This window comes from Streptomyces sp. WG5 (genome assembly GCF_049974565.1).
In the GTDB taxonomy this organism is placed as follows: domain Bacteria; phylum Actinomycetota; class Actinomycetes; order Streptomycetales; family Streptomycetaceae; genus Streptomyces.
Map to the genome: position 1 here is coordinate 188,134 of NZ_JBNGGC010000015.1, position 16,475 is coordinate 204,608.

Consider the following 16,475-nt stretch of genomic DNA (forward strand, 5'->3'; position numbering starts at 1 on the left):
TGCGGCGCGTGGGCCTGCTGTGCGCGACACGGTACCGCCAACCAGGAGGGGTCAGCCGAGCAGGACCACCTCGACCTGGGCGCCGGGCTCGACGGACTCGGTGTCCTCGGGGACGACGATCAGCGCGTCGGCGTGCGCGAGGGCGGCCACGAGGTGGGAGCCGGAGCCGCCGACCGCGGTCACCGTGCCATCGGAGTAGGCACCGCGCAGGAACTGCCGGCGCCCCTTCGGCGAGGTCAGCGCCTCGTCCGCGGCCAGGGTCGCGGTGGTCGTCGGGCGGTGGACGTCGGTGAGGCCCATGAGGGTGCGGATCGCGGGGCGGACGAACAGCTCGAAGGAGACGTACGACGACACCGGGTTGCCGGGCAGGGCGAGGAGCGGGGTGTGGTCGGGGCCGACGGAGCCGAAGCCCTGGGGCTTGCCGGGCTGCATGGCGAGCTTGCGGAAGTCCACGCCGCCGCCGGGCTCGTCCTCGTCGGCCACGTGCGCCAGCGCCTCCTTGACCACGTCGTACGCTCCGACGCTCACCCCGCCGGTGGTGACCATCAGGTCGGCGCGGACCAGCTGGTCCTCGATCGTGGACCGCAGGGTCTCGGCGTCGTCGGCGACGGCGCCCACGCGGTAGGCGATGGCACCGGCGTCGCGGGCGGCGGCGGTGAGGGCGAAGCTGTTGGAGTCGTAGATCTGACCGGGCGCCAGTTCCTCGTCGGGCTGGACGAGTTCGCTGCCGGTGGAGAGCACCACCACGCGCGGACGCGGGCGTACGCGGACCCTGCCCCGGCCGATCGCGGCGAGCAGGGCGATCTGCGGCGGACCGAGGACCGTGCCGGCCGTCAGGGCGCGGTCGCCCGCCCTGACGTCGCTGCCCTCCGCGCGGACGTGCGCGCGTGCCCCGGCCGGGCGGTACACGTACACCTGGCCCTCCGCCCCCTCGGGCGCCAGGCTGCGGGCCCGCATTCCGGACACCGGGCCCTCACCGAGCCCGCCGTCGGTCCACTCGACGGGGACGACGGTCTCCGCGCCGGGCGGGAGCGGGGCGCCCGTCATGATGCGGGCGGCCTGCCCCGGGCCGACGGACGGCGGGTCGATCCGGCCGGCGGCGACGTCCCCGACGACCTCGAGGACGGCGGGGAACTCCTCGCTGGCGCCCGCGACATCGGCGACCCGCACCGCGTACCCGTCCATGGAGCTGTTGTCGAACGGCGGCAGGGGCAACGGCACCGTGATGTCGTCGACCAGGACGCAGCCCTGGGCGTCGAGCAGGTTCAGCTCGATGGGTTCCAGGGGCCGGACGGTGGCGAGGATGTCGTCCAGGTGGTCCTGCACCGACCACAGCCGGTCGGGACCGAAGTCCGCGGCGGCGTGGTCGTGGCCGGTGTCACGGTGCGTGGCGCTGCTCAACGTCCTTACATCTCCTCGGCTACGTAACTGCGAAGCCAGGTCCGGAAGTCCGGGCCCAGGTCCTCACGTTCGCACGCGAGCCGGACGATGGCACGCAAATAGTCGCCGCGGTCACCGGTGTCATAGCGGCGGCCCTTGAAGACGACGCCGTGCACCGGACCGCCTACCGTCTCGTCCTCGGCGAGCTGCTGGAGGGCGTCGGTCAGCTGGATCTCGCCGCCGCGGCCCGGCTCGGTCGTGCGGAGTATGTCGAAGATGTGCGGGTCGAGGACGTAGCGGCCGATGATGGCGTAGTTGGAGGGGGCGTCGGCCGGGTCGGGCTTCTCGACCAGCCCGCCGACCTTGACGACGTCGCCGTCCTCGGTCGCCTCCACGGCCGCGCAGCCGTAGAGGTGGATCTGCTCGGGCGCGACCTCCATGAGGGCGATGACACTGCCGCCGTACTGCTCCTGGACCTCGACCATGCGCTGCAGCAGCGGGTCGCGCGGGTCGATCAGGTCGTCGCCGAGCAGGACCGCGAAGGGCTCGTCGCCGACGTGCGGCGCGGCGCACAGCACGGCGTGACCGAGGCCCTTGGGGTCGCCCTGGCGGACGTAGTGGATCATGGCGAGGTCGCTGGACTCCTGGACCTTGGCCAGCCGGCTCGCGTCCCCCTTCTTCTGGAGGGCGGACTCCAGTTCGTAGTTGCGGTCGAAGTGGTCCTCCAGGGGACGCTTGTTGCGTCCGGTGACCATGAGGACGTCGCCGAGGCCCGCGGTCACGGCCTCTTCGACCACGTACTGGATCGCCGGCTTGTCGACGACCGGCAGCATCTCCTTGGGAGTGGCTTTGGTGGCCGGCAGGAACCGGGTACCGAGCCCGGCTGCGGGGATGACAGCCTTGCTGATCCTGGGGTGGGACTGAGTCATGCGCGCCACCATATCCGGTGCCAATGGGGAGAATCTGTGATCCCGGATCATCGGCGCTCATATGAGCACACTAGAGCGGTACGGGAGCGACCATTGAGTCACATCGGACCTGCGGCCGGTCCTGACAAGCGGACGTTGCGTCGCGAGATCCTCGCGGCGAGGAACCGTCTGACGTCGGAGGACGTACGGAAAGCGGCGGATGCGCTGGCCGAACGCGCACTCGGGATGCCGGAGGTCGCGCGGGCGCACGCCGTGGCGGCATACGTCTCCGTGGGCGCCGAGCCGGGCACCCTCGCGCTGCTGGACGCGCTGCGCGCGCGGGGCGTGCGCGTCCTGCTGCCGGCGCTGTTGCCGGACAACGACCTGGACTGGGGCGAGTACACCGGAGAGGGCTCCCTGGTGCGCGTGCGGCACGGCGGGCGGATGGCCCTGTCCGAGCCCGCCGGTCAGCGCCTGGGACCGGACGCGGTGGCGGACGCCGACGTGGTGCTGCTGCCGGGCCTGGCCGTCGACGGGCGCGGCATGCGGCTGGGGCGCGGCGGCGGATCGTACGACCGGGTGCTCGCCCGCCTGGAGCGTGCGGGCGCGTGTCCCGCGCTGCTGGTGCTGCTGTACGGCTCCGAGGTCGTCTCCCACGTCCCCGAAGAGCCGCACGACCGGCCGGTGGACGCGGTGGTCACACCGTCGGGAGTGCGCAGGTTCACGTGAAGCGGCTCTTCGGACGCGCGTGGGCCGCTTCCCACGCGCGTGTGGGAAGCGGCTCCCCAAGCGCGTCCGAAGACGTGAGAGCGGCCCCCTACGCGCGCGTAGGGGGCCGCTCTCACGTCGGATCAGCCGCGGCTACGGCTTCAGCACCAGCGTGTCGCTCGTACTCTCGTCGACCGCCTTCTTCGAGAAGGCCCAGGGCAGCAGCTCCCCGTCGGCCCACTTGTCCGTCTGGTCGGTGTAGTGGGCGCTGTAGGCGTGTCCGGAGGCGCCGGTGAGGTTGATCCACCGCGACTTGTCGAGGTCGCCGAGGTTGACCACCATCCGCATGGACGGCACCCACACCACCCCGTAGCCGCCGGCCGCGTTCCACCCGGCGGCGTTGACCGCCGCCTCGCCGCCGCTGAGCTTCCACGGGCCGCGGTTGAGGGCGTACTTCAGGAAGCCGGGGCCCTCGGTGCCCAGGGTCTGGTTCTTCAGGAACAGGCGGTGCAGCCGGCCCCAGTTCCAGGTGTCGATGTCCTTGCCGAGCTTGGCGGTCAGCTCCCAGCGGGCGTCGACCATGGCGCGCTTGAACAGGTCGTCACGGTTGTCGGCGGCCTTGCGGGTGCCGGAGGCGGGCGTCTTCCACCAGTCGCTCTCGGGCTTGTCCATCAGGGTGCGGACGACCTCGAACCAGCGGTCGCCGCCGTCCGGCTGCGCCTGGCCGGCGTCGCGCTGGCCGCACTCGTAGACCTTGTTCGTCTCGTCCGCGGGGCCGGTGGTGTTGACCGGGTCGACCCACAGGCACTGTCCCTCGACCCGCAGCTCCTTGGGCAGCTTGTTGCCGAAGGCCAGCTTGAGGACGTTGCGCCAGACGGCGTTGAAGTACGCGGCGGCCGCCGAGTCGGCGTCCTGGGTGTAGTCCCAGCCCTCCAGCAGCTTCTGCGCCTCGCGGACGTCCTTGTCCTCGACGTCGATCTTCAGCAGCTGGGGCACGAGCAGCTTGGCCATCTCGCTGCTGTTGTCCAGCTGCATCTGGCGCATGTCGTCGGTGGAGATCTTGCCGCCGTCCTTGATCTTCTGCTCGATCAGGGAGGTGATCCGCTGGCTGCGGGTGCCGTAGCCCCAGTCCGTGGTCAGCGTGTACGGGTAGTCGTCCTCGTCGACGACGGCCTGGTTGGCGGTCACGATGTACCCGCGCTCCGGGTCGTACTCGTACGGCAGCTCGTCCGGGTCGATGTACTCGCCGCTCCAGCGGTAGTCGGAGTCCCAGCCCGGCGCCGGGACCGAGCCGTCGTGGCCCTTGGCGCGCACCGGGATCCTGCCGGGCAGCGTGTAGCCGATGTGCTCGCTGTCGGCGTAGACCAGGTTCTGCGAGGGCACGTCGAAGAGTGCGGCGGCCTCGCGGAACTCGTCCCAGTTCTTCGCCCGGTCCATCGCGAAGACGGCGTCCATGGTGGTGCCCGCCTCCAACGCGGTCCAGCGCAGTGCGACGCCGTAGCCGTCGCCGCGGTCGGGGGCGGCGGTGTCGACGGTGGCCTTCTTGCCGGTCTTCACCAGCTCGTCGTCGCGGTCGGAGAGCAGGGGGCCGTTGTTGGTCTCCCGGACGACGATCTTCTTCGAGTCGCCGCCGGCGACCTTGATGATCTCCTCGCGCGTCTCGAAGGGGACCACCTTGCCGTCGTACTGGTAGCCCGCGCCGGTGATCTTCTCCAGGTAGAGGTCGGTGACGTCGGCACCGGAGTTGGTCAGGCCCCAGGCGATGTCCTGGTTGTGGCCGATTATCACGCCCGGCATGCCCGCGAAGGTGTAACCGGCGACGTCGTACTGGCACTTCGCGGAGACGGTGCGGCAGTGCAGGCCCATCTGGTACCAGACGGACGGCAGGGACGGCGACAGGTGCGGGTCGTTGGCCAGCAGCGGCTTGCCGGTGATGGTGTGCTCGCCGGAGACGACCCAGGAGTTGGAGCCGATGCCGTTGCCGTTCACGCCGACGGCGGTGGGCAGGTCGTCCAGGGCGTCCTGGAGGCTCGCCATCTGGCTCTGCAGGGCGTTGCCGGAACCGGTCCCCGTTCCGGAACCGGTGCCCGTGCCCGAACCGGTCCCCGTGCCCGTGCCGGTCCCCGTACCGGTGTCAGTGCCCGTGCCGGATCCGGATCCGGACGAGGAGTCGCCGCCGGACGTGCCGCCGCCGTCGAACGTCTCGGTGAGCTCGTCGTACTGGCCCTCCTGGACGATCGCCTTGTTCCGGTCGTACGGATACGCCGGGTACAGGTCGGCGATCTGCTTGGGGCCGAGGCGGCTGGTCATCAGGGCGCGGTCGACCTCGTCCTGCATGTTGCCGCGCAGGTCCCAGGCCATCGCCTTCAGCCAGGCGACCGAGTCGACCGGGGTCCACTCCTGCGGCTTGTAGTCGTTGGTGAACCCGAGGGCCGCGTACTCCAGGGAGATGTCCTTGCCCTCCTTGCCCTGGAGATAGGCGTTGACTCCCTTGGCGTAGGCCTGGAGGTACTTCTTCGTGGAGTCCGACAGCTTTTCGTCGTACTCCTTCTGCGCCACCCGGTGCCAGCCCATGGTGCGCAGGAACTCGTCGTTGTCGACCTGCCCCTTGCCGAACATCTCCGACAGGCGGCCCGAGGTCATGTGCCGGCGCACGTCCATCTCGTAGAACCGGTCCTGCGCCTGGACGAATCCCTGCGCCATGAACAGGTCCTCGTCGGTGGAGGCGTAGATCTGCGGGATGCCGTAGCCGTCGCGCTGGACGTCGACCGGCCCCGACAGGCCCTCCAGCGTGATGGACCCCTTGGTCTGCGGAAAGGACGCCCGGACGGTGCTGACGGACCAGTACGCCCCGTAGACGAGGCCGCCGATGACGGCCAGGACCAGCACGAGGACGAGCAGGCGCGCTTTGCGCCCCTTCTTCCTGCCGGACTTGCCGGGCTGCTGACCCGTAGAGGCGGTGTTGGTGGGGGGCATCGCTGTCCTTGCTGTCCTAACACGAGCGGCAGGGGCGGGCTGTGCTTTGTACTGAACGCTGGAGCAACTGTAGGCGCAGGGCCCACTCCCCCTTGACGCGGAGTCGGGTAGCGGCGCGCACGAGCGTTCGATCTTGCCAAGGAGAGCGTCAAGAAAGCGTCAAGAGTTAGGTAAGGTAACGAAGTAGTTGTCCACAGAGCACTGCGGTCTCGTGTGCCATGGGGGTGCGCTCCCGTGCGCCGTCGGACGGGCTCGTCCGCACCGTGGTCCGTTCGGTGATCCGTGCTGTGCGCCAGGGAAGGGAACGGCCGCTGACTGTCCACCACCTCAACCAGCTCCTGCTCGTCTGCTCGCTCGTCCTGCTCATCGCCGTCGCGGCGGTCCGGATCTCCTCGCGCAGCGGGCTCCCCAGCCTGCTCGTCTACCTGGCCATCGGCGTCGCCATGGGCCAGGACGGCATCGGCGACATCCACTTCGACAACGCCGAACTGGTCCAGGTCATCGGGTACGCGGCCCTGGTCGTGATCCTGGCCGAAGGCGGTCTCGGAACGAAGTGGAAGGAGGCGAAACCGGCCCTGCCGGCCGCCTCCGCGCTGGCACTGGCCGGAGTCGCGGTGAGCGTCGGCGTGACCGCGGCGGGCGCGCACTACCTGACCGGGCTGGAGTGGCGGCAGGCACTGATCGTCGGCGCGGTGGTCTCCTCCACGGACGCGGCGGCCGTCTTCTCGGTCCTGCGCAGGATCCCGCTGCCCTCGCGCATAACGGGCATCTTGGAGGCCGAGTCCGGCTTCAACGACGCCCCGGTGGTCATCCTCGTGGTCGCCTTCTCCACGGCCGGCCCAATCGAACACTGGTACGTGCTGCTGGGCGAGATCGCCCTGGAACTGGCCATCGGCGCGGCCATCGGACTCGCGGTCGGCTGGCTGGGGTCGTGGGGACTGCGGCACGTGGCGCTGCCCGCCTCCGGCCTCTACCCCATCGCCGTCATGTCGATCGCCGTCGCGGCCTACGCGGCCGGTGCCATGGCCCACGGCAGCGGATTCCTCGCCGTCTACCTCGCCTCGATGGTCATGGGCAACGCCCGGCTGCCGCACTGGCCCGCCACCCGCGGGTTCGCCGACGGGCTCGGCTGGCTCGCCCAGATCGGCATGTTCGTCCTGCTCGGCCTGCTGGTCACCCCGCACGAACTGGGCGACGACATCCTGCCCGCCCTGGTCATCGGACTGGTGCTCACCATGGTCGCGCGCCCGCTGAGCGTCGTCCTGTGCCTGGTGCCCTTCCGGGTGCCGTGGCAGGAGCAGACCCTCATGTCCTGGGCCGGGCTGCGCGGCGCGGTGCCCATCATCCTGGCGACGATCCCCATGGTGGAGGGCGTCACGGGCAGCCGCCGGATCTTCAACATCGTCTTCGTCCTGGTCGTCGTCTACACCCTGATCCAGGGCCCGACGCTGCCCTGGCTGGCCCGCAAGCTGCGCCTGGGCAAGGGCGACGAGGCCGCCGACCTCGGCATCGAGTCGGCGCCCCTGGAGCGGCTGCGCGGGCACCTGCTGTCCGTCACGGTTCCCGAGGGCTCGAAGATGCACGGCGTCGAGGTCAGCGAGCTGCGGCTGCCGACCGGGGCCGCCGTCACGCTGGTCGTCCGCGACGGGACGTCGTTCGTTCCGCTGCCGACGACCGGTCTGCGGCGCGGGGACGAACTCCTCGTGGTCGCCACCGACCCCGTCCGGGACGCCGCCGAGGCGCGGCTGCGCGCGGTCGGCCACGGCGGCAAGCTGGCCGGCTGGCTGGGCACGGGCGACACGGGCGGGCACCGCGGGTGACCGCGACGAACGCGAGTGGGGGGCGCGAAGGTGCGCGCTTTCACAGGTTGCGCCCCTCGTGATCCCTGTACGATGAACGCGGCACCTGATCGAACCAACTCTGCCTGACGCAGAGCTGGCGCGACCGTATGGCGGCCGGCACGCCCCCTCCCCGACCGGGCCCCGGCATCTACCGCAGTCCGCGCAAGAGGACAGCTCTCGGCGCTCCCGCACGGCGACAGCCGTACGGCGGACCGCGCTACCAGGCGGCAGAAAGGCACGGGCCGTGGCATCCACGGTCACCCCGTCGGAGAAGTCGCCGGAGGGGAAGCAGCACACCGCACCCGACTCCGCCCGCCCCGGATACGGACAGCTGCTGCGCACCCGCGGCGCCTGGACGTTCCTGCTCCCCGGCTTCGCGGCACGCCAGCCGTTCGCCATGCTGACGCTCTCCATCGTGCTGCTCGTGCAGCACACCACCGGCTCCTACGGCGTCGCCGGCGCCGTCGCGGCCGTCACCGGCGTCGCCATGGCCCTGTTCGCCCCCTACAGCGGCCGGCTCGCCGACCGCTACGGGCAGCGCGCCGTCCTGCTCCCCGGCGTACTCGTCCACACGGTGGCCGGTCTGACCCTGACCGCCCTCGCCCTCGCGGACGCACCCCTGTGGGCGCTGTTCGCGGCGGCCGTGCCCACCGGCGCCTCGGTGCCGCAGGTGGGGCCCATGGTGCGGGCCCGCTGGGGCGTGAAGCTCAAGGACTCCCCGCTGCTGACCACGGCGGCCGCCTTCGAGTCCGTCACGGACGAGCTGACCTTCGTCCTCGGCCCGCTGGTGGCGACCGCCCTGTGCACGGCCGTGGACCCGGCCGCGGGCCTGGTCACGGAGGCGGCACTCACCCTGGTGGGCGGTCTGCTGTTCGCCGCGCAGAAGAGCACCCAGCCGGCGGTCGGTCGCACCGACGACGGCCACGCGCGCGTGGAGCACGCTCCGGCCCTGCGCATCCCCGGGGTGCGGGTCCTGATCGTGGTCTTCCTGGGCATCGGTTCCGTCTTCGGCGGCATGCAGGTCTCGCTGGCCGCGTTCACCGAGTCGATCGGCGAGCCGGGACTGAACGGCGTCCTGTACGGCATCTTCGCCGCCGGCAACATGCTCTCCGGCCTGGCCTGCGGCGCGATCGCCTGGAAGGTGGCCCCGCACCGCCGCCTCCTGGTCGGCTACGCCGCCCTCGCGCTGACCGCGTCCGGCCTGTGGGCCGCGCACTCGGTGGTCGTACTGGCGGGCCTCGGCCTGCTCGTGGGCATGTGCATCGCGCCCGCCATCGTCACCGGCTACACACTGGTCGAGGGCCTCGTCCCGGCCGGCGCCCGCACCGAGGCCTTCACCTGGCTGACCGGCGCCGTGGCACTCGGCCAGGCGGCAGCCGTGACCGTCTCCGGACAGCTGGAGGACCGGCTCTGGGACGGCGCCGGGTTCCTGGTGCCGATGGGCGGCACGGTGCTCGCCCTGGCGACACTGGTGGCACTGCGCTCGCGACTGGTACCCCACCCCCAGGGGCGTACGGTCGCGCGTGGCGTCGGTCACCGCGAGCACGCCGCAGTGGACTGATCCCGGGGAATGCGTCACTATGGACCGTCGTTAGCACTCATCGAGTGAGAGTGCCAGGAGGAAGACAGTGCCGACGTACCAGTACCAGTGCACCGCATGCGGCGAGGGCCTCGAGGCGGTGCAGAAGTTCACCGACGACGCCCTCACGGAGTGCCCGAGCTGCCAGGGCCGCCTGAAGAAGGTGTTCTCGGCGGTCGGCATCGTCTTCAAGGGATCCGGCTTCTACCGCAACGACAGCCGCGGCAGCTCGTCCAGCAGCTCGCCGGCGAAGTCGGCGTCCTCGTCCTCCTCGTCGACGTCCTCCTCGACGTCTTCTTCCTCTTCGTCGTCCTCGGACTCGGGCTCGTCGTCTTCGTCGTCTTCGTCGTCTTCGTCGTCGAGCTCCGGCAGCACCGCGTCGAGCACCACCGCCGCGTAAGGCCGCCTCGTGCCCCCGGGCACCGGCCCCCGGGCCACGCCCCGAGCACCGTGGGGCCCCTGGAGGCGCGGCCCCGCTGTCGCCCGGTAGGGCTTCGCGTGCCGTGGCCCTGTGGGGCGGCTCTTCCTGCAGGACCCTGTCGTCGCCCGACGACGGGGTCCTCCGCGTTTCACGGGGCGACTAGGGTGCGGGCATGGCGAACAAGGCGAATGCCGAGATCGGTGTGATCGGCGGCTCCGGTTTCTACTCGTTCCTCGACGACGTGACCGAGGTCCAGGTGGACACCCCGTACGGGCCGCCCAGCGACTCGCTCTTCCTCGGCGAGGTCGCCGGCCGGCGGGTCGCCTTCCTCCCCCGGCACGGACGCGGCCACCATCTGCCGCCGCACCGGATCAACTACCGGGCCAACCTGTGGGCGCTGCGCTCGGTCGGCGTGCGCCAGGTCCTCGGCCCGTGCGCGGTCGGCGGGCTGCGCCCCGAGTACGGGCCGGGCACCCTGCTGGTGCCGGACCAGTTCGTCGACCGCACGAAGTCCCGGCCGTCGACGTACTTCGACGGGATGCCGATGCCCGACGGCACGGTGCCCCACGTGGTGCACGTGTCGCTGGCCGACCCGTACTGCCCCACCGGACGGGCCGCCGCGCTGGAGGCGGCCCGGGGCCGGGACTGGGAACCGGTGGACGGCGGCACCCTGGTCGTGGTCGAGGGGCCGCGTTTCGGGACCCGCGCGGAGTCCTCGTGGCACCGGGCGCAGGGCTGGTCGGTGGTGGGCATGACCGGCCACCCGGAGGCGGCGCTCGCCCGTGAACTGGAGCTCTGCTACACCTCGCTGACTCTCGTCACCGACCTCGACGCCGGCGCGGAGAGCGGCGAGGGCGTCTCGCACGAGGAGGTCCTGCGGGTGTTCGCGGCGAACGTGGACCGGCTGCGGGGCGTCCTGTTCGACGCGGTGGCGGCGCTGCCGGCGGCCGGGGAACGGGACTGCCCGTGCGGGACGGCGCTGGGCGGGATGGACCCGGGGATCGCACTGCCGTAAGGCCGGCGGGCGGGGCGGCGGGTGAGGCGGCGGGCCGGAGGTCGGGCCGATGGGTGGGGCGGCGGGCCGGAAGCCGACCGATGGGTGGGGCGGCAGGCCGGAAGCCGGCCGACGGGTGGGGCGGCAGGCCGGAAGCCGGCCGACGGGTGGGGCGGCAGGCGGGCCGACAGCTGGGCCGACGGGGGTGGGGTGGGACGCGGCGGCGGGCCGGCGGGCGAGGGCGGGTGGGCCGGAACCTCCCGTTCGGGTGGGTGGGTTTTCCACAACCGGCCGGTGATGCACGGGCCCCGGCGGACGACGGCGAGAAGCCTCATCGTGGGAGCGCAGGCCGGTCCCTCGTCTCCTCGTCACAGGTGGTGGTCACCTTGTCCCGTTCCGCCGTTCCCTCCCCGCTTCCGCTGCACGGCGGCGCCCTGCCGCCCCGCGTCCCGCCCTGCACCGAAGCGCCGCCCGCGTGCGAGGTACCGCACTTCGCCCCGGTGCGGGTGCGCGGCGCCCACCGGCAGCTCCACCGGCTCGTACGCCACCGGCGGCGCGCCGTGGCCGCCGGGCTCGCCGTCACCGCGGCGGCGCTGGTGGCGGCGGGCCCGCAACCGGGAGCCGGCGCCTCGGACACCCGGCAGACGCGCGGGCATCCGGTGACCGAGCCGGTACGCGAGCGGCACGGCACCGGCACACGGCCGGTGGCGGCACCGGTGCGGATCGCCGACGCGGCCACGGTGCGGCTGCTCAGCCCCGGCGACCGGGTCGACATCGTCGCGGCCGGGGACGGCGGCACGGGCGACGCCTCCGTGATCGCTCGCGGAGTGCGGGTGACGAAGGTGCCTGAGCCGGTGGGCGGGACGACCGCTGCGGACGGGGCGCTGGTCGTGGTCTCCGTGCCGCGCGCCACCGCGCACCGGCTGGCCGGCGCCGGGGCCACAACGCGGCTGGCGGTGACACTGTGCTGAGTACCGCCCTCACGCGTCGGCCGGCGTCAAGTCCCTCGATCGAGGGGTCTGATTGGACAGGGCGGCCCAGCACTGACGTAAGTTGCGGAGCGTTTTGTTCCACACCCTGTTCGTGCGAGACCCGTGCAGACGAGGAGAGCCCCCGAGGTGAGCGAGAAGAACGAGCCGAGCGTCTGGCAGGGCTTCAAGGCCTTCCTGATGCGCGGAAACGTCATCGACCTGGCGGTGGCGGTGGTCATCGGCGCCGCCTTCACCAACATCGTCAACTCGGTGGTGAAGGGTGTCATCAACCCCCTGATCGGAGCGTTCGGCACCAAGAGCCTGGACAGCTACAGCTCCTGCCTCAAGGGCCCGTGCACCGGTACCGGCGACAGTGCGACGGGCGTGCGCATCCTCTGGGGCTCGGTGCTGGGAGCCACCCTCACGTTCCTGATCACCGCGGCCGTCGTCTACTTCCTGATGGTCCTGCCCATGGCGAAGTACCTGGCCCGGCAGGAGGCCCGCCGCACGGCGCGGGAGGGCGCGCAGGAGATCGTCGAGGTCTCCGAGCTGGAGGTGCTCAAGGAGATCCGGGACGCGCTGGTCGCGCAGCGCGGTTCGGGTCACGACCGCCCGTAGGACCGTTCGCAGGACCGTTCGCGGGACCCCCGTCGGCCCCGTGGCGGCAGCGCCTCGGCGGCGGGCGGGTGCCCGCGCGGCTCACAGGTGGTGGGGCGGCTTCTCGTCGAGGAAGCGCTTCAGGTCGGCCGCGCCGTCGCCCTCGGGCCGCTCGCCCCATCCGTGGTCGGTGTCGTCCGAGGTCTGCTGGTCCAGGGGGTCGCCGAAGACCAGCGCGGGCCTGGGTACGCGGGGCTCGGGTTCGGGCGCGGTGCTCATGGCTCCAGGGTACGGCCCGCGCCCTGGACGGCGGCCCTCCTGCCCGCCTCGCCCCGGTGCCGGGCCTCCGGAGCGCACCGTCCTCGGTGACCTGACGGTGCCCGTGACGGTTCGCCCTGTCGGGCCGGCCGTGGCCGCCGGACTGACACCGGCCGCGTGCCGGAGCGCGCCGGAGCGCGCCTGATCTGCCCCCGCGCCCCTGCTTTCCGCCGTCGAAAGGCGCCGGTGCCTGCACGAGACTGGCGGCATGACAGGTGACGCATTGACGGACGTGGCCGGCCTCCTGGTGGGGCACGCGACACGCACGGGTGACGGGTGGCTCACGGGCACGACGGTGGTGCTCGCGCCGGAGGGCGGGGCGGTCGCCGCCGTGGACGTGCGGGGCGGCGGCCCCGGCACCAAGGAGACCGACGCGCTCGATCCGCGCAACCTGGTGCAGAAGGTCCAGGCGGTGGTGCTGACCGGCGGCAGCGCGTACGGGCTCGACGCGGCCTCGGGGGTGATGGCCTGGCTGGAGGAGCGGGGGCGTGGGGTGCGCGTCGGCCCGGACCCCACGCACGTGGTGCCGGTGGTGCCCGCGGCCTGCGTCTTCGACCTGGGGCGCGGGGGCGACTTCCGGGCAAGGCCGGACTCGGCCACCGGACGGGCGGCGGCCGAGGCGGCCCACGCGAGCGCGCCGGGTGCGGAGGTGGCCGAGGGGTGCGTCGGGGCGGGTACAGGGGCCGTGGTCGGCACTCTGAAGGGCGGGGTCGGCACCGCGAGCACCGTGCTGGACTCGGGAGTCACGGTGGCGGCGCTGGTGGTGGCCAACGCGGCGGGGTCGGTGACGGACCCGGAAACGGGGGTGCTGTACGGGGAGTTGTTCCGGGGCGGGCGGGTGGAGTACCCGGCGCCGGGGGTCCACGAGGCCGCGGGACGGCGTCTCGCCGAGGTCGCGGCGAGGAACGCGCCGCCACCGCTGAACACCACGCTCGCCGTGGTCGCCACGGACGCGGACCTGTCCAAGGCGCAGGCGCAGAAACTGGCCGGCACGGCGCACGACGGCATCGCGCGGGCGGTACGGCCGGTGCACCTGCTCAGCGACGGGGACACGGTGTTCGCCCTGGCGACCGGGGAGCGCGCGCTCGACGCGGACCAGCCGCTCGCGCTGAACGAGGTGCTGGCGGCCGGCGCCGACGTGGTGACCCGCGCGATCGTGCGCGCCGTCCGCGCCGCCGGCCCGGTGGACGGGCCGGGCGGGGCGTGGCCGGCGTACGAGGAGCTGTACGGACGGCCGTCCGCAGCCGGCTGACCGGGCCCCGGGGCTCCGGCCTCGGGCCTCGGGCCTCGGGCCTCGGGCCTCGGGAACAGGCGATTGTCCTGGTTCTGTCACGTGTCGGCGTTCCGGTCCACCGACGGGAACCTCGTCGGCCGTCGAGCGCCTCTACAGGTCTGAAGCGAACACCGCACCACACCTGAACCTGGAGCAGCCCGTGACAACGCCGAACATATCCACGCGGCGCGTACTGGGGGCCTGTGCCGCCCTGGTGGTCGGCACTCTCACCCTCACCGCCTGCGGCGGAAGCGCCAGCGCCGACGCCGAGAAGGACGGCAAGGGCGGCGACACGGGCTCCGTCAGGACCTCGGTCGCGAAGGTCGTGATCTCGGCGAAGGACGGATCGACGAGCGCCTCGATCAACACGACCGGTGTGAAGGTCAGCGACGGCCGGCTGACCGACGTGAAGATGACCGTGGCGGAGACAGGCGCGGCCGTACCGGGCGCGGTCTCCGCCGACGGCGGCAGCTGGAAGCCGAAGGAGCAGCTGGAGCGGGGCACCAAGTACCGGATCCACGCGACCGCCCAGGACGCCGACGGTCGCACGTCCGCCGCCGACTCGGTGTTCACCACGGTCTCCGCGGCCAACAGCTTCATCGGCACCTACACCCCGGACGGCGGCACCACAGTAGGGGTGGGGATGCCGGTGTCGTTCAAGTTCGACAAGGCGATCAGCGACAAGAAGACCGTGCAGTCGCACATCTCGGTCACCTCCAACAGCGGGCAGGAGGTGGTCGGGCACTGGTTCGGCGACCAGCGGCTCGACTTCCGGCCCGAGGAGTACTGGAAGGCCGGCTCGAAGGTCACCATGAAGATCGACCTGGACGGGGTGGAGGGCGCGAACGGCATCCACGGCGTGCAGAAGAAGACCGTCACCTTCACCGTGGGCCGCGCCCAGGTCTCCACGGTGGACGCGAACACGCAGACCATGACGGTCGTGCGCGACGGCAAGACGCTCAAGTCGGTCCCCATCTCGGCGGGCAGCGCCGAGAACCCGACGTACAACGGGCAGATGGTGATCTCGGAGAAGTCCCTGGAGACCCACATGGACGGCTCGACGGTCGGGTTCGGCGGCGAGTACGACATCCCGGACGTGCCGCACGCGATGCGGCTGAGCCGGTCCGGTACCTTCATCCACGGCAACTACTGGTACAACCCGGGCAATCCGCCCTTCGGTGTGCAGGGCACCAGTCACGGTTGCGTCGGGCTGCGGGACGTCCAGGGCGGGCAGGGCGCCACCGACGGCAAGTGGTTCTACGAGAACTCGCTCGTCGGGGACCTCGTGGTCGTCAAGAACTCCCCGGACGGCACGATCGCGCCGGACAACGGGCTCAACGGCTGGAACATGGCGTGGAGCGAGTGGGTCGCCGGGAGCGCCGTCTGAGCGGCCGAACGTGGCACTGAGCAGCGGGTTTTGACGTTTCGTCGGGTCGCGCGGGAACTTTTCGCGCGGCCCGCGCGTTTTTCGTGCGTACGTTTTCTCGGTTCCCGGACATGATGTCCGACCGAGGGGCTACGGTATGCACCCACAAGGTGACATGCAGCAACGCCGGGAGAAACCTTGAGCGTTCCGTACGAGACGGCAGCGTACGAACCACCCGAGTCGCCCGAGTCTCCGGAGGAGCACCTCATGCGACTGCTCGGTCGCGCACTGAACTCGTTCGAGCTGCCCGACGAGACGATACGACGACTGGACTGCGCGCTGGCGCACGACGGTTCCCTGCACTCCGCGCACCACAGCGCGGGGCTGCACCGCGAGACGTACCGGCACACCTGGCTGCTCGCCGACGGATCGGCGCTCACGCTCTGGGAGCTCGTCCACAACACCGCCCCGGGCAGTGAACCGCAGCACGAGGTGTACGTGGACGAGGAGGAGCTGCGCACCGCCACCGCCCGGCTGGCCCTGCCGCCGGACACCCCCGACTTCGAACTGCCCGTGCAGGTGCAGCTGTCCCCGGCCCCCGCGCCGCGGCACGCCTACGTTCCCGACGCGTCGGCGGACCACGCCCGCCGGCTGCTGCGCCGCGCGGAGAACCCGGACCGGCCCGGCGCCGACGTCGCCGCCCTGCTGACGACGGCGTCCGCGCACCAGATCACCCAGGCCTTCGGCGGCCCCGGCCCCGCGGGCCGCGCCCGGATCGGCTTCTCGCTCTACGAGCACGCGTTCCTGCTGCGTGACGGTGCGGAGGTCTCCCTCTGGGAGGTCGAGCACACGGCCACACCGGACGGGCGGCACATGTGCGAGGTGTACGAGACTGAGGACACCGCCCGCCGCGCGATGGAGCGGCGCGCGGCACAGGTCTCCTAGCCGCCTTCCCGGGAGGACGGCCAGAGGGACGGCCAGGACGACGGTACGAGGATGGCCAGGACAACGGTACGAACGTCTGCGGCGGGGGGGGGGGGCCCCGGCCCCCCCCCCCCCCCCCCCCCCCCCCCCAAGGGGGGACCCCCCCCCCCCCCCCCCCCCCCCCCCCCCGGGGGCAACCCCCACCCGGGGGGCACCGGG

Annotated in this window: 14 protein-coding genes; 10 read left to right on the top strand and 4 right to left on the bottom strand. The window is 72.1% G+C overall.

Translation table 11 applies throughout. The features are described 5' to 3' along the window. Positions 1–51: 51 nt before the first annotated feature. Positions 52–1,401, bottom strand: coding sequence for a gephyrin-like molybdotransferase Glp (glp, locus tag ACP4IX_RS18365; protein WP_426556114.1), 1,350 nt, complete (start codon positions 1,399–1,401; stop codon positions 52–54). Positions 1,402–1,406: 5 nt separating this feature from the next. Then, complete coding sequence (gene galU, locus ACP4IX_RS18370; protein WP_426521136.1) at positions 1,407–2,309, bottom strand: UTP--glucose-1-phosphate uridylyltransferase GalU; 903 nt, start codon at positions 2,307–2,309, stop codon at positions 1,407–1,409. A 93-nt stretch (positions 2,310–2,402) separates the two neighbouring features. On the opposite strand from galU, the gene ACP4IX_RS18375 reads away from it, so the two are divergent. Then, entirely contained in the window at positions 2,403–3,017 is a 615-nt protein-coding gene (locus tag ACP4IX_RS18375; RefSeq protein ID WP_426521134.1) for a 5-formyltetrahydrofolate cyclo-ligase, read from the top strand. A gap of 132 nt (positions 3,018–3,149) precedes the next feature. Here ACP4IX_RS18375 and ACP4IX_RS18380 read toward each other — a convergent pair whose 3' ends face one another. After that, the gene (locus ACP4IX_RS18380; protein ID WP_426521132.1) at positions 3,150–5,972 is read right to left on the bottom strand and encodes a penicillin acylase family protein; all 2,823 of its coding nucleotides are present in this window, start codon (positions 5,970–5,972) and stop codon (positions 3,150–3,152) included. A 218-nt stretch (positions 5,973–6,190) separates the two neighbouring features. On the opposite strand from ACP4IX_RS18380, the gene ACP4IX_RS18385 reads away from it, so the two are divergent. The 6 genes from ACP4IX_RS18385 to mscL all read left to right on the top strand — a co-directional run bounded on the left by ACP4IX_RS18385 (position 6,191) and on the right by mscL (position 12,396). Next, complete coding sequence (locus ACP4IX_RS18385; protein ID WP_426556115.1) at positions 6,191–7,792, top strand: potassium/proton antiporter; 1,602 nt, start codon at positions 6,191–6,193, stop codon at positions 7,790–7,792. A 265-nt stretch (positions 7,793–8,057) separates the two neighbouring features. Continuing rightward, positions 8,058–9,374, top strand: a complete 1,317-nt coding sequence (locus ACP4IX_RS18390) for an MFS transporter (protein ID WP_426556116.1) — start codon at positions 8,058–8,060, stop codon at positions 9,372–9,374. Positions 9,375–9,441: 67 nt separating this feature from the next. Then, positions 9,442–9,792, top strand: a complete 351-nt coding sequence (locus ACP4IX_RS18395) for an FmdB family zinc ribbon protein (RefSeq protein ID WP_426521126.1) — start codon at positions 9,442–9,444, stop codon at positions 9,790–9,792. Between the two features lie 193 nt (positions 9,793–9,985). After that, a complete protein-coding gene (locus ACP4IX_RS18400; protein ID WP_426521124.1) occupies positions 9,986–10,828 on the top strand; it encodes an S-methyl-5'-thioadenosine phosphorylase in 843 nt (280 codons plus the stop codon). A gap of 413 nt (positions 10,829–11,241) precedes the next feature. Continuing rightward, positions 11,242–11,778: a hypothetical protein gene (locus ACP4IX_RS18405; RefSeq protein WP_426556122.1), complete on the top strand. Its 537-nt coding sequence runs from the start codon at positions 11,242–11,244 to the stop codon at positions 11,776–11,778. A gap of 147 nt (positions 11,779–11,925) precedes the next feature. Beyond that, positions 11,926–12,396 carry a large conductance mechanosensitive channel protein MscL gene (mscL, locus tag ACP4IX_RS18410; RefSeq protein WP_426521122.1) on the top strand — a complete coding sequence of 157 codons (471 nt, stop codon included), beginning with the start codon at positions 11,926–11,928 and terminating at the stop codon, positions 12,394–12,396. 81 nt (positions 12,397–12,477) lie between these two features. Here mscL and ACP4IX_RS18415 read toward each other — a convergent pair whose 3' ends face one another. Further along, the gene (locus ACP4IX_RS18415; RefSeq protein ID WP_426521120.1) at positions 12,478–12,654 is read right to left on the bottom strand and encodes a hypothetical protein; all 177 of its coding nucleotides are present in this window, start codon (positions 12,652–12,654) and stop codon (positions 12,478–12,480) included. A gap of 247 nt (positions 12,655–12,901) precedes the next feature. Between ACP4IX_RS18415 and ACP4IX_RS18420 the strand changes: the two genes are divergently transcribed. The 3 genes from ACP4IX_RS18420 to ACP4IX_RS18430 all read left to right on the top strand — a co-directional run bounded on the left by ACP4IX_RS18420 (position 12,902) and on the right by ACP4IX_RS18430 (position 16,277). After that, positions 12,902–13,945: a P1 family peptidase gene (locus ACP4IX_RS18420; protein WP_426556117.1), complete on the top strand. Its 1,044-nt coding sequence runs from the start codon at positions 12,902–12,904 to the stop codon at positions 13,943–13,945. 181 nt (positions 13,946–14,126) lie between these two features. Further along, complete coding sequence (locus tag ACP4IX_RS18425) at positions 14,127–15,353, top strand: L,D-transpeptidase (protein ID WP_426556118.1); 1,227 nt, start codon at positions 14,127–14,129, stop codon at positions 15,351–15,353. 177 nt (positions 15,354–15,530) lie between these two features. Next, positions 15,531–16,277: a DUF6227 family protein gene (locus tag ACP4IX_RS18430; RefSeq protein ID WP_426521114.1), complete on the top strand. Its 747-nt coding sequence runs from the start codon at positions 15,531–15,533 to the stop codon at positions 16,275–16,277. The last annotated feature ends 198 nt before the right edge of the window (positions 16,278–16,475 follow it).